General features: G+C 65.1%; 23 protein-coding genes, 1 pseudogene and 1 riboswitch. Of the genes and pseudogenes, 6 read left to right on the top strand and 18 right to left on the bottom strand.

Annotated features, from left to right (window positions below):
* Window positions 1-27: 27 nt before the first annotated feature.
* The 4 genes from ACP3TD_RS03985 to ACP3TD_RS03970 are packed head-to-tail and all read right to left on the bottom strand — an operon-like array spanning window position 28 to window position 1,608.
* Window positions 28-321 carry a DUF503 domain-containing protein gene (locus ACP3TD_RS03985; RefSeq protein ID WP_426765635.1) on the bottom strand — a complete coding sequence of 98 codons (294 nt, stop codon included), beginning with the start codon at window positions 319-321 and terminating at the stop codon, window positions 28-30.
* Between the two features lie 15 nt (window positions 322-336).
* Window positions 337-657: a putative quinol monooxygenase gene (locus ACP3TD_RS03980; RefSeq protein ID WP_426765633.1), complete on the bottom strand. Its 321-nt coding sequence runs from the start codon at window positions 655-657 to the stop codon at window positions 337-339.
* A complete protein-coding gene (locus ACP3TD_RS03975) occupies window positions 654-1,208 on the bottom strand; it encodes a DUF1990 family protein (protein WP_426765631.1) in 555 nt (184 codons plus the stop codon). The genes ACP3TD_RS03980 and ACP3TD_RS03975 overlap by 4 nt, the downstream gene beginning before the upstream one ends.
* A complete protein-coding gene (locus ACP3TD_RS03970) occupies window positions 1,201-1,608 on the bottom strand; it encodes an MmcQ/YjbR family DNA-binding protein (RefSeq protein WP_426765629.1) in 408 nt (135 codons plus the stop codon). Before ACP3TD_RS03970 ends, ACP3TD_RS03975 begins: the two co-directional genes overlap by 8 nt.
* Before the next feature lie 45 nt (window positions 1,609-1,653).
* Between ACP3TD_RS03970 and ACP3TD_RS03965 the strand changes: the two genes are divergently transcribed.
* Window positions 1,654-2,685 carry an isopenicillin N synthase family dioxygenase gene (locus tag ACP3TD_RS03965; RefSeq protein WP_091717997.1) on the top strand — a complete coding sequence of 344 codons (1,032 nt, stop codon included), beginning with the start codon at window positions 1,654-1,656 and terminating at the stop codon, window positions 2,683-2,685.
* Window positions 2,686-2,698: 13 nt separating this feature from the next.
* On the opposite strand, the gene ACP3TD_RS03960 is transcribed toward ACP3TD_RS03965, so the two are convergent.
* The 6 genes from ACP3TD_RS03960 to ACP3TD_RS03935 all read right to left on the bottom strand — a co-directional run bounded on the left by ACP3TD_RS03960 (window position 2,699) and on the right by ACP3TD_RS03935 (window position 8,197).
* The gene (locus ACP3TD_RS03960) at window positions 2,699-3,124 is read right to left on the bottom strand and encodes a CoA-binding protein (protein WP_426765627.1); all 426 of its coding nucleotides are present in this window, start codon (window positions 3,122-3,124) and stop codon (window positions 2,699-2,701) included.
* A 45-nt stretch (window positions 3,125-3,169) separates the two neighbouring features.
* The gene (locus tag ACP3TD_RS03955; protein WP_426765625.1) at window positions 3,170-4,093 is read right to left on the bottom strand and encodes a hypothetical protein; all 924 of its coding nucleotides are present in this window, start codon (window positions 4,091-4,093) and stop codon (window positions 3,170-3,172) included.
* On the bottom strand, window positions 4,090-4,641 hold the full coding sequence (locus ACP3TD_RS03950) for an RNA polymerase sigma factor (protein ID WP_426765623.1): 552 nt from the start codon (window positions 4,639-4,641) through the stop codon (window positions 4,090-4,092). The genes ACP3TD_RS03955 and ACP3TD_RS03950 overlap by 4 nt, the downstream gene beginning before the upstream one ends.
* Before the next feature lie 308 nt (window positions 4,642-4,949).
* Window positions 4,950-5,306 carry a DUF1508 domain-containing protein gene (locus ACP3TD_RS03945; RefSeq protein ID WP_426765619.1) on the bottom strand — a complete coding sequence of 119 codons (357 nt, stop codon included), beginning with the start codon at window positions 5,304-5,306 and terminating at the stop codon, window positions 4,950-4,952.
* 274 nt (window positions 5,307-5,580) lie between these two features.
* On the bottom strand, window positions 5,581-6,870 hold the full coding sequence (locus tag ACP3TD_RS03940; protein ID WP_314215561.1) for an adenylosuccinate synthase: 1,290 nt from the start codon (window positions 6,868-6,870) through the stop codon (window positions 5,581-5,583).
* 241 nt (window positions 6,871-7,111) lie between these two features.
* On the bottom strand, window positions 7,112-8,197 hold the full coding sequence (locus ACP3TD_RS03935; protein ID WP_426765616.1) for a M14 family zinc carboxypeptidase: 1,086 nt from the start codon (window positions 8,195-8,197) through the stop codon (window positions 7,112-7,114).
* A gap of 182 nt (window positions 8,198-8,379) precedes the next feature.
* Window positions 8,380-8,485: riboswitch (SAM riboswitch) on the top strand.
* 11 nt (window positions 8,486-8,496) lie between these two features.
* On the opposite strand from ACP3TD_RS03935, the gene ACP3TD_RS03930 reads away from it, so the two are divergent.
* On the top strand, window positions 8,497-9,705 hold the full coding sequence (locus ACP3TD_RS03930; RefSeq protein ID WP_426765614.1) for a cobalamin-independent methionine synthase II family protein: 1,209 nt from the start codon (window positions 8,497-8,499) through the stop codon (window positions 9,703-9,705).
* Window positions 9,706-9,923: 218 nt separating this feature from the next.
* On the top strand, window positions 9,924-10,556 hold the full coding sequence (locus tag ACP3TD_RS03925) for a uracil-DNA glycosylase (protein ID WP_426765612.1): 633 nt from the start codon (window positions 9,924-9,926) through the stop codon (window positions 10,554-10,556).
* Between the two features lie 191 nt (window positions 10,557-10,747).
* Here ACP3TD_RS03925 and ACP3TD_RS03920 read toward each other — a convergent pair whose 3' ends face one another.
* The 3 genes and pseudogenes from ACP3TD_RS03920 to ACP3TD_RS03910 form a co-directional block, all read right to left on the bottom strand.
* Window positions 10,748-11,170: a DUF3151 domain-containing protein gene (locus ACP3TD_RS03920; RefSeq protein ID WP_091717983.1), complete on the bottom strand. Its 423-nt coding sequence runs from the start codon at window positions 11,168-11,170 to the stop codon at window positions 10,748-10,750.
* A pseudogene (fbaA, locus tag ACP3TD_RS03915) lies at window positions 11,171-12,193 on the bottom strand (class II fructose-bisphosphate aldolase); the annotation flags it as partial.
* A gap of 140 nt (window positions 12,194-12,333) precedes the next feature.
* Window positions 12,334-13,011 carry a TrmH family RNA methyltransferase gene (locus tag ACP3TD_RS03910; protein ID WP_426767125.1) on the bottom strand — a complete coding sequence of 226 codons (678 nt, stop codon included), beginning with the start codon at window positions 13,009-13,011 and terminating at the stop codon, window positions 12,334-12,336.
* Between the two features lie 92 nt (window positions 13,012-13,103).
* Here ACP3TD_RS03910 and ACP3TD_RS03905 point away from each other — a divergent pair, with 92 nt between their 5' ends.
* Window positions 13,104-13,934 carry an HAD-IIA family hydrolase gene (locus ACP3TD_RS03905; protein WP_426765610.1) on the top strand — a complete coding sequence of 277 codons (831 nt, stop codon included), beginning with the start codon at window positions 13,104-13,106 and terminating at the stop codon, window positions 13,932-13,934.
* Here ACP3TD_RS03905 and ACP3TD_RS03900 read toward each other — a convergent pair.
* From ACP3TD_RS03900 to pyrE, 4 genes are all read right to left on the bottom strand, one after another.
* The gene (locus tag ACP3TD_RS03900; RefSeq protein ID WP_426765608.1) at window positions 13,931-14,971 is read right to left on the bottom strand and encodes an alpha/beta fold hydrolase; all 1,041 of its coding nucleotides are present in this window, start codon (window positions 14,969-14,971) and stop codon (window positions 13,931-13,933) included. The genes ACP3TD_RS03905 and ACP3TD_RS03900 overlap by 4 nt on opposite strands.
* Window positions 14,972-15,055: 84 nt before the next feature.
* Window positions 15,056-15,697, bottom strand: a complete 642-nt coding sequence (locus tag ACP3TD_RS03895; protein ID WP_426765606.1) for a hypothetical protein — start codon at window positions 15,695-15,697, stop codon at window positions 15,056-15,058.
* Between the two features lie 131 nt (window positions 15,698-15,828).
* The gene (locus ACP3TD_RS03890; protein ID WP_426765604.1) at window positions 15,829-16,596 is read right to left on the bottom strand and encodes a GAF and ANTAR domain-containing protein; all 768 of its coding nucleotides are present in this window, start codon (window positions 16,594-16,596) and stop codon (window positions 15,829-15,831) included.
* Between the two features lie 166 nt (window positions 16,597-16,762).
* Window positions 16,763-17,347 carry an orotate phosphoribosyltransferase gene (pyrE, locus tag ACP3TD_RS03885; RefSeq protein WP_426765602.1) on the bottom strand — a complete coding sequence of 195 codons (585 nt, stop codon included), beginning with the start codon at window positions 17,345-17,347 and terminating at the stop codon, window positions 16,763-16,765.
* A 74-nt stretch (window positions 17,348-17,421) separates the two neighbouring features.
* On the opposite strand from pyrE, the gene nadE reads away from it, so the two are divergent.
* Complete coding sequence (nadE, locus tag ACP3TD_RS03880) at window positions 17,422-18,276, top strand: ammonia-dependent NAD(+) synthetase (RefSeq protein ID WP_426765600.1); 855 nt, start codon at window positions 17,422-17,424, stop codon at window positions 18,274-18,276.
* 101 nt (window positions 18,277-18,377) lie between these two features.
* Here nadE and ACP3TD_RS03875 read toward each other — a convergent pair whose 3' ends face one another.
* Entirely contained in the window at window positions 18,378-19,169 is a 792-nt protein-coding gene (locus tag ACP3TD_RS03875) for an IclR family transcriptional regulator (RefSeq protein WP_426765598.1), read from the bottom strand.
* A gap of 175 nt (window positions 19,170-19,344) precedes the next feature.
* On the opposite strand from ACP3TD_RS03875, the gene ACP3TD_RS03870 reads away from it, so the two are divergent.
* A complete protein-coding gene (locus ACP3TD_RS03870) occupies window positions 19,345-20,061 on the top strand; it encodes a CoA transferase subunit A (RefSeq protein ID WP_426765596.1) in 717 nt (238 codons plus the stop codon).
* Window positions 20,062-20,109: the final 48 nt, after the last annotated feature.

Raw genomic sequence — 20,109 nt, 5'->3', positions numbered from 1 at the left:
TTGCAGGTTTCGACGGGCTCAACCCGCTTAATCCTCGCTGTGCAGGTCCCGGCGGCGGGCGCTGAGCAGCTCGATTTCCGGGCGGCCCGCCACGAAACGTTCGACGGCGTCAAGCACCTCCACGAGGTGCGCGCGGTCGGCTGCCACCAGGCCGGCGCCCATCCTGGTGCGGCGGTACTGGTCGTGGTCCCCCACCTCGGCCACCGAGACGTCGAACCGGCGTTTTAGTTCGGCAAGGAGCGGCCTGATAACGGACCGTTTCTCCTTCAGGCTTTGGACGTCGCCCAGGAGGATGTCGAACTCAATCCAGCCGACCCACATGGCTGCGGTCCTTCCCTAGCCGATGGTGAGCTCGCCCATGCGGTCCCAGCCGTCGCCGTCGAGCTGGCGGCTGACGATGCGGGGAGTTTCGGCGAGGGCCTGCGGCATGTCCGCCATGGCCTTCCTGAAGTGAGGGCTGTTCACGTGGTCCCCGGCGGCGTCGTCCTTGAACGCCTCGACAAGGACGTATTCGTTGGGGTCGTCCAGGCTGCGGGACCAGTCGAACCAGAGGTTTCCCGGCTCCTGCCGGGTCGCTGTGGTGAAGTCCGCCACCAGGTCCGGCCAGCGCTCCGACCATTCCGGTTTGACCTTGAATTTGACGACGATAAAGATCACTGGGATGTTCCTTCCGCGGCGAGTGTGCGTGCCCCTTCAATGTACCGGGAAGTAACGTACCGCTGGGCTGCCCGGGTCACCAGTCCGCCGGTGGCGTAGAACCAGTTAGCCGGCTTGCTGAAGGCACGGATCCGGAGGTAGACCGCACCCGAGGCGTCGATGACCGCTTCAAAGGATTCTTCACCGCGGGCGGGATGTCCCGGAAGTGTCCCGTAGCCAAACCCCGCCGACTGCGGCACCTTATCCGGGGACGGCTCCTGGACCCAGACCACCTCACACGGCGCGTTCAGCCGGACCGGGCCGACGCCGAACCCGCTGACCACCCGTACGCCCGGCCATGCCCGTGGGGACTCCGCCCGGACACGGAGGCCTGCGCGCCGCTGCAGTTCCCACCCAAGGATGCCATCCGCGATGCGACGGAACAGCGGCAGCCCCGATCCCAGGCGCACCTCCTCCACGACGCTGGAGTACCCCGCCGGCGTCGTACCCTGCCTTGTACTTCCAACACCCGGATAGTTCAGGCAGCCGCGGGCCGCCCGTGCCTCATTCACCCGAACGTCCGAGGCGTGCCCATCCAAGCTGTTCCTGCTGCTTGCGGCTCAGGCCCGCAACCACCAGGTCATAGGAGTCCTCCACCATGTCCCGCACCATGTCCTCCGGCAGGGACCCGTCCAGACGGACACCGTTCCAGTGCGTCTTGTTCATGTGCCAGGCCCCCTCAATGGCGGCGTGCGCGGCCCGCAGCTGAACCGCCAGGGACGGATCGCATTTGAGGTTCACGTAGAAATCGCCGGGATCCATGGATGACAGTGCGAACAGCTTCGCCTCATGCCGGGTTCCACCGGCTATGTGTGCACGGACCTTGAAGACGGCAATCTCCGGTCCGAACGGGTAGTCCTCGAAGGCACCGGGGAATGAGAGGCAGATTTTTCGCAGCAGGGCGGGGTCCATGAACGAAGCCTATAAAGCGCATCCCCACGGTGCTAGTCTGCGAGGATGTCACACGACCAGGGAGCCATACCTGTTCTGGATTTGAGTACCGCACGCCAGCCCTACGGGACCTTCAGTCCGGAATTCATCGAGCAGCTGCGGCATGCCACCCATGACGTGGGCTTCTTCCAAATCACCGGTTACGGGGGTTCGCCAGGGCAGGCGGACCAGCTCCTTGACGCCGTCCGGCGGTTCTTCAACCTTCCCCTCGAAGAACGGATGAAGCTGGACAACCGGCTTTCTCCGCACTTCCGCGGCTACACCCGGATGGGAACCGAAGTGACGCAGGGGCGGGCGGATGCGCGCGAGCAGATCGACTACTCCCCCGAGCGCCCGCCCGTGGACAGCTATCCGCCGGACCAGCCGTACTGGCTTCTGCAGGGACCCAACCAGTGGCCCGACGAAGCGTTCCCTGAACTAAAGCCGGCAGCCATGGCCTGGGCGGAACTGATGTCCGGGGTGGGGATGGAACTGCTGCGCGCCATTGCCGTGACGCTGCAACAGCCCGAGGACTATTTCGACGAACCCTTCCGGGAAGCACCGGCATGGATGGGAAAACTGGTCCATTATGTTGGCGGCGTCGTCAAGGAGGCCGGTGACCAGGGCGTAGGGTCCCATGCGGACTACGGGTTCGTGACGCTCCTGCTCCAGGACGATGTTGGAGGCCTGGAAGTAAAACCGCCGGGGACCTCGGAATGGCTTCCGGTGGAGCCCCTTCCCGGGGCATTGGTGGTGAACCTCGGCGAAATGCTGGAAGTAGCCACCGAGGGGTACCTTGCGGCCACGATCCACCGCGTGCAGGCACCGCCCCCGGGCGTGGACCGCTACTCGGTGCCGTTCTTCTGGTCGCCCCGCCTGGACTCGGTTATCCAGCCCGTTCCGCTGGCCCCGGAGTTGAAGGCAGCCGCACGCGGCATCACTGACGATCCCAGCAACCCGCTGCTCGCGTCCTTTGGACTCAATATGCTCAAGGGCAGGATGCGGGCACACCCGGACGTCACCGAGCGGCACTACCCGGACCTCCTGAAGCGGGGCTAGTCTCGCGCAAGGCTCAGAGTTTGAACTTCCAGGCCTGCTGGGCCGGGCAGGAGTTCATCACAACGTCCAGGCCGGCGGCCCTGGCGCGTTCCGCGGCGGCTTCATCGATGACGCCCAGCTGAAGCCAGACAGCCTTGGCGCCGACGGCGATCGCCTCGTCCACTACCTTGCCCACCCTCTCCGAGTTCACAAAGCAATCCACGACGTCGATGGGCTGCTTTTCCGCCGGAATCTCCGCCAGGGTGCGGTACCCCGGTTCGCCGTGCACGGTATCGCCGGCAAGGTTGACGGGGATGATGTCCATGCCCAGCTGGTCCCGGATGAACAAGGATACGTCGTAGGCGGAGCGCCACTCGTTGGTGGTCAGGCCGACGATGGCCCATCGCCCTTTGGTCCGCATAAGGCGTTCAATAACTGCAGGATCGTTGGTGTGGCCCATGCCATCAGCCTAACCCGGGCCACTGACTACCGGGCCGATGGACAGCTATTTGCCACCGGGAGCGGTTACGCGGCCATTTCCTGAACCTGCCCCTTGCCCGGAGCCTGCCCAGCCGGGTTTTTCCGGTGCGGCCCTTCCCGGTCCGGTGTCAGCGGCTTCTTTTGATCCCGCCATCCCCCGCCCGGCACTGTTCTCCAATGCACGTCCCGGGTCTCCGGGATCGTTTTGGTCCTGGCCGCGAACGGCGCGTCCGGGCGAGCCTTCGTCCGGCGCCTGCTTCTTGTCCGCGTTCCCGGACGCAGCCGTGTCCCGCGTCGATCCCCCGCCGATGTGGCTGCTCGGCCCGTCCGGCTGTCCTGATGGTTTGGCTGCGGGCGGGCAGATGCCCACAGGAGTTGCCGCGGTTTGCTTCGGGCTTCCACATTCGGGTCTTCCAGCAGAACCAGCCAAACCTTCGCCGTCCGGCCGCAGTTCTTTGCCCTGGGGAGTGCCGGCGCCCTGCGGGGTTCGGGCGGAATCAGAGGCGGAGATGGCTGCGGGAAGCGATTCCGGAGTTTGGTCTGCAGGGACCGCCACTCCACGGTATTGGGGAGTCGGCGCTGCCGTTGCGCCGTGGGTGATGGCCCAATCCGGCGACCAGTCCCCGAGCAAGTGCTGTACGGACGCTGCACTGCTGCCCGGTGCGCTGCCGGCCGTTGCGGCTACGCCGCCAATACCCAGCCCCATTCCCGCAAGCACTGCAAGTCCCACCACAGTGGGACGGTGACGGTTGGAGCGACGGCGGCGGGCCAGTTCGTCCCCTCCGCCGGCCAGCAGCCGGGCAAGTTCTCCGGAAGGTTCGGGAACGGGAAGCGACGCGAGGGAGCCGATCGATTCGAGTGCGCTTCGAAGTGCGGCGTCGTCCGGGTGGCCTGCGTCCGTGAGGACTTCATCGACCAGTTCGTGCAGCCTGCTTTCGGGTGTGCTCATGGCCGCAGGTACTCCTTCACTGCCGCAACTTCGCGCAGTTTGAGGATGCCGCGCCGTTGCAGCTGCTTCACCGCTCCTGCGCTCTTCCCTATGGCTTCGGCGGTTTGTTCGACGGTGAGCCCGGCAACCAGCCGCAGCGACAACACTTCCCGCTGTTCTTCGTGAAGTGATTCCAACAAACCCACGATTTCTCCAGGGGCTATCCGTTCCAGCGCTTCCTGTTCAGCGGACGGGTTCTCCCGCCCGTCCAGTTCAGGTTCGAAGGGAAGCTTGGCCGGGGTGCGGCTCTGCCGCCGGTGGTCGTCAACCATGCGGGCGTGCGCCACCGAGAAGATGAACGTGCGCAGGCCTGCGCTGCCGCCGGTCACTGAGTTCAGCCGTGGCAGCACAGAAAGGAAGACCTCCTGCATTGCTGCCTCCGGATCCTCGGCTCCACGGGCTTTGAAATAGCCCAATACCTGCGACGCATACGTCCGGTAGACGATGCCGAAGGCTGAAGAACCAGTATCTGGATGTCGCAGGGACTCGTCTGTCAGTGCATCGGTCACGGACGTGGTGCCTTTGGTCGGTGCGGGGATGGCAGGGCAGGAAAGGCCCGTTGCCGGAATGCCTTTGCCCGCCTACTTTACCCCGCAGTAACCACCGCGCACCGGACCGCCACGTGCACTGCCGGTTCCGGCCGTGCGCAGCTGTCCGGTGCTGCCGGAGAGTTAAAGAGCCGGCCTGGAACGTGATGGGGGACAAGTTCCAGGCCGGCGCTACATAAAGGTAATCGTCCCCGGGCGACGAAAGGTTACGCCTTTTTCAGGAAAGTTTTTGGCCGTGGGCTGCTGTCCGGGACGGAGTGTCAGCAACCTCAGTTGGCCAGTTCCGCCCGGCTACGGCGCAAGTCCCAGTGTCCGGGGGCGGCATGGCGGCGCATGCTCTTGGCCGTGGCAATAGCATGAAGCCTGGCCGCCGCCCGCTCATCGAGGATGGGTTCGGTGGCGGGAGCTGCTGCGGCAACGGTCACGGCCGGCGGTTGAGCTCCGGCAGGGCACAGGTCCGTCACCAAACCGGTCCCGGCGCACTCCCGGACCGCGGCGATCCCCGCAGCGACGGCCGCTTTGTCATTGAAGGCCTGCGAGACCGCCATCACCGCCCCGTCCACGCCCAGAAGCCTGAACCTGAACTTGGACTGGGGATCAAGGAAAACTTCGAACTTGCCCGCCATGGCGCACTTCCTTCCGGTTGTGAGCGGTCTTCCGGACGGCATCTCCGCCGATGGTCCGGCCAGCGCGTGGCCGCGCCTGTCCCGCAAAAGGTGGACGTGCTTGCCAGGCAGTCCTCGAATGCTGTCCCAAAAGTCTGGCTGTCCGGGCTGTACGCCCACAAGGCACTGAAGGTAAACCCTGTGTAAATTGAGCTGCCCCGCGCCAGGCCCGAAACGAACAAGCGGCGGCCACCCGCAAAGGTGTCCCGCCGCCGTCGTAATTCCCTACGAACCGTCAGTCGTTGATGAGGTCGTTCACCACGATGGTCTGGTCCCTGTCCGGGCCCACGCCAATGGCGGAGAAACGCGTTCCCGACAGCTTCTCCAGCGCCAGGACGTAGTTGCGTGCGTTCTCCGGCAGGTCTGCCAGGGTGCGGGCAGCCGTGATGTCCTCGGTCCAGCCGTCGAAGTACTCGAAGATGGGCTTGGCGTGGTGGAACTCGGTCTGCGTCATCGGCATCTCGTCGTGCCGGACGCCGTCAACGTCGTAGGCCACGCACACCGGGATCTGTTCGATGCCGGTGAGGACGTCCAGCTTGGTGACGAAGTAATCCGTGAAGCCGTTGACGCGGGACGCGTGGCGGGCCAGGACGGCGTCGTACCAGCCGCAGCGGCGGGGGCGCCCCGTGTTGACGCCGAACTCGCCGCCGGTCTTCTGCAGGTAAACGCCCATCTCATCAAACAGTTCGGTGGGGAACGGGCCTGCACCCACGCGGGTGGTGTAGGCCTTGATGATGCCGATGGAGCGGGAAATGCGGGTAGGGCCGATGCCCGAGCCCACAGATGCGCCGCCCGCGGTGGGGTTCGAGGAGGTGACGAACGGGTACGTGCCGTGGTCGACGTCGAGGAAGGTTGCCTGTCCGCCTTCCATCAGCACTACCTTGCCCTCGTCCAGGGCAGTGTTCAGCACCAGGGTGCTGTCGATGACCAGCGGGCGGAGCCGCTCGGCGAAGGACAGGAAGTATTCGACGATCTCATCGACCACAACGCTGCGGCGGTTGTAGATCTTGACCAGGACCTCGTTCTTCTGGTGCAGCGAGCCCTCCACCTTCTGGCGAAGGATGGACTCGTCGAAGACGTCCTGGACGCGGATGCCCAGGCGGGCCACCTTGTCCATGTAGGCGGGGCCGATGCCACGACCGGTGGTGCCGATGGCGCGCTTGCCCAGGAAGCGTTCGGTGACTTTGTCCAGGACCTGGTGGTACGGGGCCACGAGGTGGGCGTTTGCGGAGACGCGAAGCTTGGACGTATCCGCGCCGCGTGCCTGCAGGCCTTCGATTTCCTGGAAGAGGGCCTCAAGGTTGACCACGCAGCCGTTGCCAATGATAGGGACTGCGTTGGGGCTAAGAATGCCTGCCGGAAGCAGCTTGAGTTCGTACTTTTCACCGCCTACGACGACGGTGTGCCCGGCGTTGTTGCCGCCGTTGGGTTTGACGACATAGTCAACACGGCCGCCCAGAAGATCTGTGGCCTTGCCTTTTCCTTCGTCGCCCCACTGGGCTCCTACGATCACAATTGCTGGCATGGGATCCTCCCCCATTCGTTCGGGCCGGCCGGGCGCCACAGCGTGGCGGTCCTGGTTCAGCGCCGTTCATGAGAATGCCCCGAGTGGACCGGCTCCCGCCGTTCCGCAGGCGGATTGGCGAACGCGTTGGCCCCGGGGCCCTTACCACCCAAGTTTAGCCGATAGTGCACTTTGACCACTCGCTGGGACGTCCCGGTGCTTTACGCGCGGTAAAGAACCGGGACGTCCCGTCCTGCTGCGGTTACTCGTCGTCGGCCTCGCCCGCCGGGCGGGAGGTCTGCTCGGCGAGGGTGTCCCAGAAGGAGGTATCGGCGTCGGCTATTGAACCGTCCGCGATGGCGGCGGCGGTGGACGTCAGCGTGGTGACGGTCTGCTTGATCAGGTAGCCGTTGCTGCGTTGCCCCAGCGCGTAGCCGTCGAGGTAGTGGTCCGACATGCCGCGCATCTCAAAGAGCAGGGTGGCGATGCCGTATTCCACCGAGATGCCGTTGCGGCTGATGGTCTCGGCGCTGCCGCCCTGGTACTTGCCGAGGTGGCCCCAGCCGGTGGAGTCGACGTTGTCGAAGACGACGGCGCCAAGCTGCTTGGACTTTTCGACGACGGCGGGATCGGCGTTGGGGGTGGTGGGGTACAGGATGGACCCGGAGACGAGTTTGCCGTCGCGCTCTGCCCGGGTGCCCTGGTGGTGCAGGTCGATCATGTAGTCGACCCGGTATTTGCGCATCACGTTGTTGTGCAGGGCCTGGGTTTCCGGCTGGATCTTGGCTATGTGGTCCCGGTTCAGGTCCACGCCCTTGGCGTTGAAGCGGGTCATGTTGCGGTCACCCTTGGCGATGTAGTCCTCCAGGGAGAAGTCGACGTCACCCATGGCGCCGTCCGCGTTGAGCATCGGAACCACCAGGATGTTCACGCCTTTGAGGATGTCCGCCGATTTTCCGGTGCCCAGGTGCTTGACGAACTCCAGTGCTCCCTCTGTGGTCAGCTGCTCATTGCCGTGCTGCTGGGTCAGGTAGAGGATGGTGGGCTTGGCCGGGTCGGAGATGTACTTGACCAGGTGGATATCGCGGCCCTTGACCGTTTTGCCGATGACCTCAAGTTCCATGGCCGGCTGCTTGGCGTCCTGGTCCTTCAGGAACGACACCATCTGGTCATAGGTGGCCAGCTTCGAGGTGGTGATCTGGCCGTTGCCACCGTAGTTGGGGCCCTCCCCCACAGCGATGGCTGGAGCGGGAGCGGCGACAACCGCCAGTGCAAGGGCCCCTGAAACGGCAAGGGTCCTAAAAGTAGCCAGGGATTTCTTCACGTGCGTTACCTCTTTCGAGTGCATTGAGTGCGTCCAGCGGCCATGTCCCCCATTGCGCGCTGTGACAACAGCCAATCAAGCTGATTGAAACCTGTCAATGGAATCGACAAATCCTGGGAAACCTATGACTGCTTGCTTTAGCGCAAAGCAAGTCAGATCGTGAAACCGACTTGCCCCACCTTTGGCGGGTGGGCTTGAGTGGAAGTGACCCATCCGGAGCGGCTGAGAGACCTGGCTCAGTGACGCCGCAGCAACCTGTACAGCAGGGAGGTCTCCCTGCCCCGAAGGTGCTACTGCCAGGACCGATGGAAAGGAACTCCACCGTGCCCCAGAACACCGACCACATCCGCGCCACCCACGCAGGCTCATTGCCGCGGACGCCGGAACTCATCGCTGCGAACGCCGCCAAGGAGGCTGACGGGATCACGCCGGAGTTCCTGGAACTCCTCGAAGCCTCCGTGGTTGACGTCGTCCAGCGCCAAAAAGACCTTGGCATCGACATTCCCAACGACGGAGAGTACGGCCACACGATGGCCAGCTCTGTTGACTACGGGGCGTGGTGGAACTACTCCTTCGCGCGGCTCGGCGGTTTGGAGCCGACCGATGTGGACCGCTGGGCAGACTCCGAGGTCCGGCGTTCGTCGCCCGGGAACGTCGTCCTCACCTCCTTCCCTGACCGGCGGGACCGCCAGCAGTTCAACGACGCCTACAACGACCCGTCGTCGGGAATCCTGGCCCACCGGAAGAGCGTCGCCCAGCCCAGGATTGCCGGCCCCTTGACCTACACCGGCCAGGACCTCGTGGCCTCGGACGTCACCAACCTGAAGACGGGACTCGCCAAAGCAGGGCTGACGGAGGGCTTCATAGCGTCCCTCTCCCCCGGCTCATGCGCACGGGTGGCCAACGGGTATTACAAGTCCGACGAGGAACTCGTCTACGCCTGCGCCGACGCCATGCGGGAGGAATACAAGGCCATCATCGACGCCGGCCTGACCGTCCAGCTCGACGACCCGTCCCTTGCCGAAAGCTGGGACCAGATCAATCCAGAACCGGCGCTGGAGGACTACCTGAAGTTCATCCAGCTGCGGGTTGAGGCCACCAACTGGGCGCTGCGGGACCTCCCTCAGGAGCAGATCCGGCTGCACGTGTGCTGGGGCTCCTGGCACGGCCCGCACACCACGGACATCCCCTTCGCAGACATCCTCGGCTCCGTCCTGCAGGTCAACGCCGGCGCATACTCCTTCGAGGCAGCAAACGTCCGGCACGAACATGAGTGGCGGGTCTGGGAGGACACGAAACTCCCCGAGGGCAAGGTGATCATTCCGGGCGTCGTCTCCCACGCCACCAACGTGGTGGAGCACCCGGACCTGGTGGCGGACAGGATTGTGCGTTTCGCTGATGTAGTCGGCCGGGAAAATGTCATCGCCTCCACCGACTGCGGCCTGGGCGGGCGCGTCCACCCGCAGATCGCCTACGCAAAACTGGAAGCTCTGGGCGAAGGTGCGCGCCGGGCCACGAAGCGGCTCTGGTAGCCCGCCGCCGCAGAAACACCGGAAGGACGAAACCCCGGGTGTGCATCCGGTCACCGGAATACGCGCAACCGGCGTTTCGCTTCCCGAGGCTTGCTAAACTGGGGAAGGCCGGGTTGACCGGCCCACCCCAAACACACCGCCGATGTAGAGTTGCGCCTTCACGCGCCCTCCTCCGCAGGCGGAGGCACCGCCAATCCCCGCAGGAGACCCAGCACCATATGACCGCCCTTGCACCAGAATCCCTTCACGAACAGCTCCTGAACCGCCGCTACGAGCCCAGCGTCGCCGCCGTCAACGAGCTGTGCGATTCCCTGCAGGACACCAAGCCGGGCACGGTGGTGCCTTACGTCGACCCCATGCACGACGTTGATGAATGCCGCATCATCAGCCTGTTCTCCAACATCGGTGAGGCGGACGGCTCCGGCTTCATCACCGCCGGCGACCAGGACGCTGCCACCCGCATGCTCGGTATCCAGTGGAAGCTGGGGCTGCGGCCCGAGTACGTCATGCCGTGGAACGTCCACCCCTGGCACGTCCCGGGCGAACCGAACGGCAAGTTCACCCCGGACCAGATCCAGGCCGGCCTCAAGCCGCTGCTCAAGTTCCTCGCCCTCGTCCCGCGCGCTTCAGTCATCGTGGCGCACGGCACCGAAGCCAACCGGCTGGCCAACGCACTCCTGAAGACCGAGGTGCCGCTGCTGTGGCGTCGCGGCCTGAAGACCTACAAAGTGCGCTCCCTCAGCGGCCGCGCCTTCGCCGGTTCCCCTGCGCGCCAGGAGGAGTACCTCCAGGACATGCGCGTGGCCTATGCAGATGCCATGGCCCGCACAGGGCTGCAGAAAGCGGTCTAATCCTCCAAGGAGTACGACGGCGGGCGGTCACCTTTCCCAAAGAAAGGTGACCGCCCGCCGTCGTTCCCCACCCGCTCCCTAACCTCGCAAGCTCGGCCAGGGAACCCTGCGCGCGTGGGCCCATATGAAGGGGCCTCCGCCGCCGAGGGTTCCCTGGCTGAGCGCAGCGAAGCTAGGGAGGCGGTGGGGATCTATTTGCCCTCGATGGCCGCCTTGGCCGCGGGGTCGGAATCGTTGAGGAACTTCTCGATCCGCTCCGGTTCGTCGGCTTCACCGATGGCCGAAGAGGCCCGCCCCAGCGAGTAGAGCGCCCGCAGGAACCCGCGGTTGGGCTCGTGCTCCCAGGGAATGGGGCCCACGCCGCGCCAGCCGTTGCGGCGCAGCGAGTCCAGCCCGCGATGGTAGCCAACGCGGGCGTAGGCGTAGGAATCTATGGTGCGTCCCTCCGCCCAGGCCTCCTCGGCAAGGATGGCCCACAGCAGTGACGACGTGGGGTTCTTCGCCACGAGGTCAACGGCTTCCTGGCCGAGCGCCAGGTGCTGGTAGATCTCGGATTCTGCCGGCAGGAGCGTTGGCTCCGGCCCCATCAGGTTCCTGCGGAACTCATCCGACATTTAGAAAGTCTTTCCGGCTGAACCGAGCTGCTTGGTGGCTTCCACAACGCGGGCAGCGAGGCCGGCTTCGGCGGAGGCGCCCCAGACGCGGGGATCGTAGGTCTTCTTGTTGCCCACTTCGCCGTCCACCTTCAGGACGCCGTCGTAGTTGCGGAACATGTGGTCCGCCACCGGGCGGGTGTAGGCGTACTGGGTATCCGTGTCGATGTTCATCTTGATGGTGCCGTAGGACACGGCGTCGGCGATCTCCTGGTCCGAGGAGCCGGAGCCGCCGTGGAACACGAGGTCGAACGGGCTGTCCTTGCCGATCTTCGCGCCAACCTGCGCCTGGATGTCCTTGAGGATCTCCGGGCGGAGCTTAACGCCACCGGGCTTGTAGACACCGTGGACGTTGCCGAAGGTCAGGGCCGTGATGTAGCGGCCGTTCTCGCCGGAGCCCAGGGCTTCAATGGTGGCCAGGGCGTCCTCGACGGTGGTGTACAGCTTCTCGTTGATCTCGTTCTCGACGCCGTCTTCCTCGCCACCCACGGTGCCGATTTCAACTTCGAGGATCATCTTGGCAGCCGCCGTGCGGGCCAGCAGCTCGCGGGCGATGCGCAGGTTGTCCTGGAGGGTTTCGGCGGAGCCGTCCCACATATGGGAGTTGAAGATCGGGTTGCGGCCGGCTTTGACCTCGGCCTCGGAGGCTGCGAGCAGGGGCAGGACGAAGCCATCCAGCTTGTCCTTGGGGCAGTGGTCCGTGTGCAGGGCGATGTTGACGCCGTAGTTCTTGGCCACTTCACGGGCGAAGGCCGCGAAGCCCAGGGAACCGGCCACCATGTCCTTGGTGGAGGCGCCGGACCAGTAGGCGGCACCGCCGGTAGAGACCTGGACGATGCCGTCGGACTCAGCCTCGGCGAAGCCGCGCAGGGCCGCGTTCAGCGTCTGCGAGGACGTGACGTTCACTGCCGGGAAAGCGAATCCGCCCGCCTTCGCACGGTCGATCATTTCGGAGTAGATCTCTGGGGTTGCAATGGGCATGCTGACTCCTCTGCTGAGTTTCGTCTGTGGGTTGGAAGACCCTCAAGTAGACCGCTTACGGCTAGGCACCATCCTAGCGATATCCGCCACACCGCCGAGTTTCTGGTCGGCAGTCGGTAACACTGGCTGACGGGTCGCCGCAGTCAGCCCTGGACGTGCTGGTTGAAGACGTGGCGGCGGACCCACGCGTGCATGGCGATCGCTGCGGCGGAGGCGGCGTTGATGGAACGGGTGGAACCAAACTGTTCGATGGACAGCGTGGCTTCGGCAGCTTCATGGACCTCCGGCGTCAGGCCCGGGCCTTCCTGCCCGAACACCAGCACGCAGTCGCGGGGCAGCTCATAGGTCTCCAGCGGCACAGAGTCCGGGAAGATGTCGATGCCGATGATCGCCAGCCCCTCCCCTTGCGCCCACTGGACGAAATCCTCCACCGTGGGATGGTGGCGGACGTGCTGGTAGCGGTCGGTGACCATGGCTCCGCGCCGGTTCCACCGCCGTCGCCCGATGATGTGCACCTCTTTGGCGAGGAACGCGTTGGCGGTGCGCACCACTGTGCCGATGTTGAGGTCGTGCTGCCAGTTTTCGATGGCCACATGGAAGTTGTGCCGCCGCGAATCCAGTTCCGCCACGATCGCCTCGTGCTTCCAGTAGCGGTATTTGTCCAGCACGTTGCGCCGGTCGCCGTCCGCCAGCAGGTCAGGATCCCAGTGGTCACCTTCGGGCAGTTCGCCTTCCCAGGGCCCGACGCCGACCTCCGCCCTGGGTGCCCCGGCTTCCGTTGCGTCGGCTTCTTCGGGCGAGTGGTGCGGCGCGTCTGACATCCCGGGCGTTTGGTTCACCCCTCAACACTAGACTGGACCATTGGGCAATCATCACGGCCCTTCATCACAGGCGTCGACACTCGGAGGCAGGCATGGCAGAAGCGGACAAGGTCAAGGACGCACCGGCGGTGTACCGCAGCGGCCAGGACATTGAGTGCTGGCTGACAGACATGGACGGTGTCCTGGTCCACGAAAACCAGGCGGTGCCGGGCGCCGCTGAGCTCATCCAGCGATGGGTGGACACGTCCAAGCGCTTCCTGGTCCTGACCAACAACTCGATCTTCACGCCCCGCGACCTTGCGGCCCGGCTGCGTGCGTCCGGCCTGGAGATCCCCGAAGAGAACATCTGGACGTCGGCGCTGGCCACGGCCCAGTTCCTGAAGGACCAGGTGCAGGGCTCAGGGTCCGGCAACCGCGCGTACACCATCGGCGAAGCAGGACTGACGACGGCGCTGCACGAGGCCGGCTTCATCCTCACCGACCAGGATCCGGACTTCGTTGTGCTGGGCGAGACGCGCACCTATTCCTTCGAAGCGATCACCATGGCCATCCGCCTCATCCTCGCCGGTGCCCGCTTCATCGCCACCAACCCGGACGCCACGGGCCCGTCCAAGGACGGTCCCATGCCGGCCACGGGAGCCATCGCGGCGCTGATCACCAAAGCCACGGGACGGGAACCCTACATTGTGGGCAAGCCCAACCCGATGATGTTCCGCTCGGCCATGAACCAGATCGACGCCCATTCCGAAACCACGGCAATGATTGGCGACCGGATGGACACGGACATCATCGCCGGTATGGAAGCCGGGCTGCACACCGTCCTGGTACTGACCGGCATCACGCAGCGGGACGAGATCGCTTCCTACCCCTTCCGGCCCAACCAGGTCCTGAACTCTGTGGCGGACCTGAAGAACCAGCTCTAGAACACTGTCACCCGGGAGCCGCCGGCCGGCAGCGGGAATTGCTCGTCCAGCAGTCCGTCCAGCAGCGGCCGGTAGATGTGCGGGTTCCACTGCGGGCTGGCGTGCGCGGGTGCGGCTCCGGTGGTCTGGAGTCCGGTGGAGACCATGTTGTCCTTGAACGCCACCGCCCACGCTTCCACCGCTGATTCGTAGCGCACGGTGCGGTCTTTGGGGTTGCCCAGGTAGGCCATCTTCGCGGTCCCGATCTTCCCTGCAAAGCGGGTCCCGTCGAAGTGGTAGATGTAGGCGGATTCCGTCTGGATCAGCACGCTTGACGGTGCGATGGGCGAGAGCTGCTCCAGGGTCTGGTCGAGGATCTGGCGCCAGCTGCGCTCGTCCTTGTGGATGACCCGTTCGCCCAGCTCGTAGCCGCCACGGAGGGTGGACGGGAACCGGAAGCCGCGCTCGTAAAGGAACACCACGCCGTCGAACCAGCTCTGGTCCAGGACGTCGTGCTTGCTGTACGGGCTGGAGTCCAGCACCACGAACTGGACCTGCACGCCGTGGATCTCCAGGAGCCGGGCCGCCACCTGCGTGGCCACCATGCCGCCGAAACTGTGCCCGTAGAAGAACAGCTTCCCGATCTTCTGCTCACGGACGTACTCGATGACGGCGATCACGATGTCGTCGATGTCCAGGCCCTGGTTGGAATACCCGACGGCGGCGAGCCGGGCCCGCTTGTTCAAGGAACCACGGAGGGAGTTCAGGATCCACTGGGCCTCCTCCCAGCTGGTCTTGTATCCCGGGAACAGGAACCAACTGGCGTCCGGGTAGTAGGCGTCGGCAAAGTCGTCCGGAACGGGCAGGATCTTGTCCGTCCGGCGCTGCGACTGCACCTCCCTGGTCAGCAGCATGTCCGCGGCAAGTACCCCGGAAGCACCCGTCGCGGTAAAGAAGCTGCGCCGGGAAAAACGTTTGAGGGCAGCGGCTTGTGACAGCAGCCGGGCTGCGGTTGCCCCGCCCCGGCCCTGCGGATCAACCTTCCCCTCATACGGCACGCCTCTACCGTAGGCACAACTGAAGAGTCCGCCGCAAGAAGCCTTGCATAACCATTCAGTGACTGCCCTGCGCCGGGCCGGCCCTCAGCTGGCGGCCTGGCCCTCCGCTGCCGGGAAGGGAGCCTCCGGATCCTGTTGGCGGCGGCCGAGCTCGCGTCCGATGTCCTTGTAGCGCCCCAGGAGGTCCGAGCCGGGGAAGGCCCCGGGGTGGTCCAGCAGGGCAAAGAGGGTATCGCTGGCGGCGAGGAGTTCCTGTTCTGAGTAGTCCATCAGTTGCCGGCCGAACAACTCCTCAAGCGCGGCGTCCGGCGCTACCTGGTGCCCCTCGCCGAAGGGCCTGCCATGGTGTGGGTGGCTGGCGTCGTCGTCGACGATATGCAGTGGCTGCACCTGCTGGGCAGGCTCGGCACCGGCCAGGCGTGCGCCCGACAGCCTGTCGTGTGAACCCGTGAGGTGAAGCGAAACACCCGAGCCGTAGATGCCCGGCAGGGTGTTGGCGTCCATCGTGTTCAGGTCACTGCGAAGTCCGGCCAACGCACTGGATTCGACCAGTGCGGCCTGCGAAAGGTCGACGCGGATGTGGGCACGGATGCCCATGCGCCGGACGCGCCGGATGATGTGGACAAGGTCCGGCCGGGAATCGTGGGTGAGGCTTCCGCGGACGTCGATCCTGACGATATCAGCGGGGACGTCGAGGTTGACGAGCGCATTAAGAGAGCGGTCCATAGGTACTCCAAAAGAGGTTCTATGGCCGACGGCTCAACCTCGGCCAGCGTATCCCCGATGGTGTGCAGGCACAACCTGCGTTCCAGGGCCCGCTTCAGCGCCTCCTCAGGCTGCCCGCCCGGGCGGCCTGCCTAGGCGGACTGTTCAGGCCTGCGGCTGCCGGGTTCCTGGTAGAACGTACGCGTGCCGGTGCCGCCGACGGAATCAACCAGCGATTTAGCGATATCCCGCAACTTTGTATTGCTGTTACTGGAAGCCTCGGTGAGGATCCTGACGGCCGCTTCCTGGCTGCACCGGTTCTGCGCCATCACGATTCCGATGGCGATATCGATGATGGTGCGCGATTCCAGGGTTGCCCGGAGGTTCGCTGCGCTGTCCGTATGGAGGGAGAAGCGCACGGCCAGCCGCAGGGCCTGGGAAATCTCCCTCGTGTAGCCGCGGGCCTTCGCGGTGGCCCGCTCGTCGAATTTGTGCGGGACATCCGAGTACAGGTTGAGTGCCGCCTTCGCGTCGCCCTGCAGGTTGAAGGGCAGCGACAACACGGAACGCAGCCCATAGGAAGCCACAGCTGAGGCATACTCCGGGCCCCACCGGTCTTCATCAAACAGGTCCGGGACGTGGATTTCCCGTTCTTCCTGGGCCGCGGTCAGGCAGGGACCCTGGGACAGCGAATACTGGATTTCATCCACTTCCCGGGCGGAGTCGCTGCTCCAGCCGATCGTGGCGGCCTTCCTGTCACGAAGCAGAGTGATGCCGCACAGTGCATCATCGCCCAGCCCGGCTACCTGGTGCGCCGAGAAACGCGCGAGCTCATTGAGGAACTCTTCAAAATCCGAGCTGTCCAGGATCAGGTCCTGGACAGTCTCAGTGACGCTCAAAGGCTGGTCCGAAGTGGGCATGGGCAGGTCTCCAAGGGGTACATAAGGGGCTTAGGAGAATATTAGGTCAGCGGCCGGTCCGGACCAAGTGAGTTGGCCCGATCGCTTCGGCGCTACCCCTCCCCATCCCCGCCCGGCCAGCCAGCCGGCGCCAGCCCGGGCTGCGGGCCGGGCCGGCGGTTGGGACCTAGTCGAGGCCCAGTTCGTCCTTGCCGAACGCGAAGAGGTAAGGCACTCCGGTTTCGGCTTCGATCTTTTCCTTGGCGCCGGTGTCGCGGTCCACGATCACTGCCACGGCCACAACGTTGCCGCCGGCTTTGCGGACGCCCTCGACGGCGGTCAGTGCGGATCCGCCGGTGGTGGACGTATCCTCGAGGACCAGCACGTTCCGGCCCTCCACCGAGGGGCCTTCCACCTGGCGTCCCATGCCGTAGGACTTCTGGGCCTTGCGGACCACAAAGGCGTCCACGGTGCGGCCGGCGTCCACCGCAGCGTGCATGACGGCGGTGCCCACGGGGTCGGCCCCCATGGTCAGGCCACCTGCGCACTCAAAGCCGATGCCGGCGTCGTCCGCCATCTTCAGCATGACCTGGCCCACCAGCTTGGACGCCTCGTGGTGCAGGGTGATGCGGCGAAGGTCGATGTAGTAGTCCGCCTCCGCGCCGCTGGAGAGGATGACCTTGCCGCGGACCACGGCAAGTTCGTTGATGAGTTCGAGCAGTCGGGCGCGGGCGGCTGCAGAGTCCACTGCAGTCTCACTGGGGGAAGTCATGGGTTCCAGTTTAGTGGGGCCAGGCCGGTGCGGTTGCTTGAGCAGGGTTGCCGCCGCTGGCTAGTGTGGACCACATGCGCGAACTCCAGGCCACCATCATTGAAGAAATGGGCGTGCAGCCCCGGATCGACCCCGCAGGGGAGGTGCGCAAACGCGTCACATTCCTCAAGGATTACCTCAAAGCCACAGGTACCAAGGGCTTTGTTCTGGGAATCTCAGGAGGTCTCGATTCTTCGCTGGCCGGAAAGCTGGCACAGCAGGCAGTCGAAGAGCTCGAGGCGGAAGGCGTCGAAGCCAACTTCGTGGCCGTCCGCCTGCCCTACGGCGTGCAGCACGATGAGGAAGATGCCCAGGCCGCCCTGGACTTCATCAAGGCCAAGACCGAGTGGACCTTCAACATTTCCGCGGCCGTGGACGGCTTCGAGGACGAGTTCAAAAAGACCGCCGGCTCTGAGATCTCCGACTTCCACAAGGGCAACACGAAGGCCCGCACCCGGATGATCGCCCAGTATGCGCTGGCCGGGGAATTCAATTACCTGGTGATCGGCACGGACCACGGGGCGGAATCCGTCACCGGGTTCTTCACCAAGTATGGCGACGGCGGCGCGGACATCCTGCCCCTGTTCGGTTTGAACAAGCGGCAGAACCGGGCCCTGCTGGCCGAGCTCGGCGCCCCGGCACGCGTCTGGGAAAAGGTGCCCACCGCCGACCTGCTGGACGACCGGCCGGGCCGCACGGATGAGGACGAGCTGGGCCTCAGCTACGACCAGATTGACGACTACCTCGAAGGCCGCGAGGTTCCCGACGCCGTCGCCGAATCCATCGAGCAGAAGTACCTGCGCACGCGCCACAAGCGCACAGTCCCCGTCACCGTCTTTGATACGTGGTGGAAGGGCGAAGGCCCGGTAGAGCCCCGCGCCGGACTGTAGCGGCGCCCCCGCTGATCTTCCCCTGCTTGCGGGGATCACGACGGCGCGCCTCCCCACAAAGCCGGCGCGCCGTCGTCGTACGTGGGCAAAGCCGGGGAGACTCAGCGGGCCGCGGCACCTTCTCCCCCGCCCAGCTGCTGGGTGATCCGGTGGGCCTCCGCCATAAGGAGGCCGCCCAGCTCTTCCTGCCGCTCGGGCTTGAAGCGCGTCTCAATGCCTGTCAGGGACAGCGCCCAGGCAGGCTTGCCGGACCTGTCGAACACCGCTGCGCCCATCCCCCAGCTGCCTTCAAGGACCAGACCGGGGTTCACTGAGTAGCCGGTCAGCCTGGTGCGTTCAAGGTTCTCCCGGACGATGCCGGCGGTGTGCCCGGCCGCGAAGGTTCCCGCGTGGGCCCCCCAGTCCGTCAGGATCCCTTCCCGTTCCCCCTCGGGAAGGAAAGCCATGATGGCTGTTCCCGCGGACGCCACCCCCAAGGGAAACCGCACGCCCTCGTGCAGCACGAAGGAACGGACCGGGAAACTGCCTTCCTCCCGCAACAGGCAGACCGTTTCCATGCCGCGGCGGATGGAGAAGAAAGCGCTCTCACCCGTGGCTTCGGCCAACCGCCGGAGGCTGGGCCGGGCGATGTCCTCCATGGGGAACCTGGCGGAGGCCACTGAACCCAGCAGCAGCATTTCTGGGCCCAGCACCCAGTTGCCGTTAGCGGGATCATGGTCCAGCAGGCCCTCGGCAGCCATGGATGACAGGAGCCTGTGCACCGTGGGCCGGGTGAGTCCCGATTCGCGGACAATACCGGCCAGCGGCATGCCCCCGGTGCTGCGGCCAACCAGCCGCAGCAGGCTTGCGAGGCGGCTGACCACCTGGGCGCCCTGCACGGGAGAATTGCTCATTAATGTCCCATTCGTCCATATTGTGGATACTTTCTTATTCTTCGTCCACAGTATAGAACGCAGGCTGAAATCGGTGATTTTCCGCCTTGACGGGCCTGAGACGAGGACCGTAGTCTCCATACCCAGAAGCTGAGTCCACAAAGTGGACTGACCATCTCGATGAGGAGACACACCCATGAGCAAAATCCAGGACTCCGCGGCAGCCGCCCTGGAAGGCGCCCTGCAGGACGGCATCACCCTCGCCGTTGGCGGCTTCGGGCTCAGCGGCATTCCGGCAGACCTGATCGAAGCCGTCCGTGACTCCGGCGTGCAGAACCTCACCGTGGTCTCCAACAACATGGGCGTGGACGGCAAGGGCCTGGGCATCCTCATCGAAGCCGGGCAGGTCCACAAGGTGATTGCCTCCTACGTGGGGGAAAACAAGCTCTTCGCCGAGCAGTACCTTGCCGGAAAGCTGGAGGTTGAATTCACGCCCCAGGGCACCCTGGCGGAGCGGCTCCGGGCCGGAGGAGCGGGCATCCCGGCGTTCTACACGAAGACCGGTGTGGGCACGTTGGTAGCGGAAGGAAAGCCGCTGGAAGTATTCGACGGCGAAACGTACGTCCGCGAGCGCGCCATCGTTGCCGATGTGGCACTTGTCCACGCCCACACCGCCGACACGGACGGCAACCTCGTCTACCGCTACACGGCCCGGAATTTCAATCCCGTGGTGGCTACGGCCGGCAAGCTGACCATCGCCGAAGCTGAAGTGATCGTGCAGCCCGGAGAAGTGGATCCCAACCATGTGGTCACCCCGGGTGTCTTCGTCCAGCGCCTGGTGCAGGCAACCAATCGCGTGAAGGACATCGAGCAGCGGACGGTGCGGCCGCGCACCGGCCTTGTGTCCGCCTGACCGGCGCCGGCACCCGCAGCAACCGCCCGCAACTCAATGGCCCGTAAC

The organism is Pseudarthrobacter sp. 1G09, assembly GCF_050038305.1.
Classification (GTDB): domain Bacteria; phylum Actinomycetota; class Actinomycetes; order Actinomycetales; family Micrococcaceae; genus Arthrobacter; species Arthrobacter equi.
Note: the sequence above shows the minus strand (reverse complement) of the source record. Positions and strands in the feature narration are given on the sequence as shown.

Bases quoted from the DNA above. Each gene is read 5' to 3' on its own strand.
- ACP3TD_RS03985 (WP_426765635.1), bottom strand. From the start codon at position 321: ATGTGGGTCGGCTGGATTGAGTTCGACATCCTCCTGGGCGACGTCCAA.
- ACP3TD_RS03970 (WP_426765629.1), bottom strand. From the start codon at position 1,608: ATGGACCCCGCCCTGCTGCGAAAAATCTGCCTCTCATTCCCCGGTGCC.
- ACP3TD_RS03965 (WP_091717997.1), top strand. From the start codon at position 1,654: ATGTCACACGACCAGGGAGCCATACCTGTTCTGGATTTGAGTACCGCA.
- ACP3TD_RS03960 (WP_426765627.1), bottom strand. From the start codon at position 3,124: ATGGGCCACACCAACGATCCTGCAGTTATTGAACGCCTTATGCGGACC.
- ACP3TD_RS03955 (WP_426765625.1), bottom strand. From the start codon at position 4,093: ATGAGCACACCCGAAAGCAGGCTGCACGAACTGGTCGATGAAGTCCTC.
- ACP3TD_RS03945 (WP_426765619.1), bottom strand. From the start codon at position 5,306: ATGGCGGGCAAGTTCGAAGTTTTCCTTGATCCCCAGTCCAAGTTCAGG.
- ACP3TD_RS03940 (WP_314215561.1), bottom strand. From the start codon at position 6,870: ATGCCAGCAATTGTGATCGTAGGAGCCCAGTGGGGCGACGAAGGAAAA.
- ACP3TD_RS03935 (WP_426765616.1), bottom strand. From the start codon at position 8,197: ATGCACTCGAAAGAGGTAACGCACGTGAAGAAATCCCTGGCTACTTTT.
- ACP3TD_RS03925 (WP_426765612.1), top strand. From the start codon at position 9,924: ATGACCGCCCTTGCACCAGAATCCCTTCACGAACAGCTCCTGAACCGC.
- ACP3TD_RS03920 (WP_091717983.1), bottom strand. From the start codon at position 11,170: ATGTCGGATGAGTTCCGCAGGAACCTGATGGGGCCGGAGCCAACGCTC.
- ACP3TD_RS03910 (WP_426767125.1), bottom strand. From the start codon at position 13,011: ATGTCAGACGCGCCGCACCACTCGCCCGAAGAAGCCGACGCAACGGAA.
- ACP3TD_RS03905 (WP_426765610.1), top strand. From the start codon at position 13,104: ATGGCAGAAGCGGACAAGGTCAAGGACGCACCGGCGGTGTACCGCAGC.
- ACP3TD_RS03895 (WP_426765606.1), bottom strand. From the start codon at position 15,697: ATGGACCGCTCTCTTAATGCGCTCGTCAACCTCGACGTCCCCGCTGAT.
- ACP3TD_RS03890 (WP_426765604.1), bottom strand. From the start codon at position 16,596: ATGCCCACTTCGGACCAGCCTTTGAGCGTCACTGAGACTGTCCAGGAC.
- pyrE (WP_426765602.1), bottom strand. From the start codon at position 17,347: ATGACTTCCCCCAGTGAGACTGCAGTGGACTCTGCAGCCGCCCGCGCC.
- nadE (WP_426765600.1), top strand. From the start codon at position 17,422: ATGCGCGAACTCCAGGCCACCATCATTGAAGAAATGGGCGTGCAGCCC.
- ACP3TD_RS03875 (WP_426765598.1), bottom strand. From the start codon at position 19,169: ATGAGCAATTCTCCCGTGCAGGGCGCCCAGGTGGTCAGCCGCCTCGCA.
- ACP3TD_RS03870 (WP_426765596.1), top strand. From the start codon at position 19,345: ATGAGCAAAATCCAGGACTCCGCGGCAGCCGCCCTGGAAGGCGCCCTG.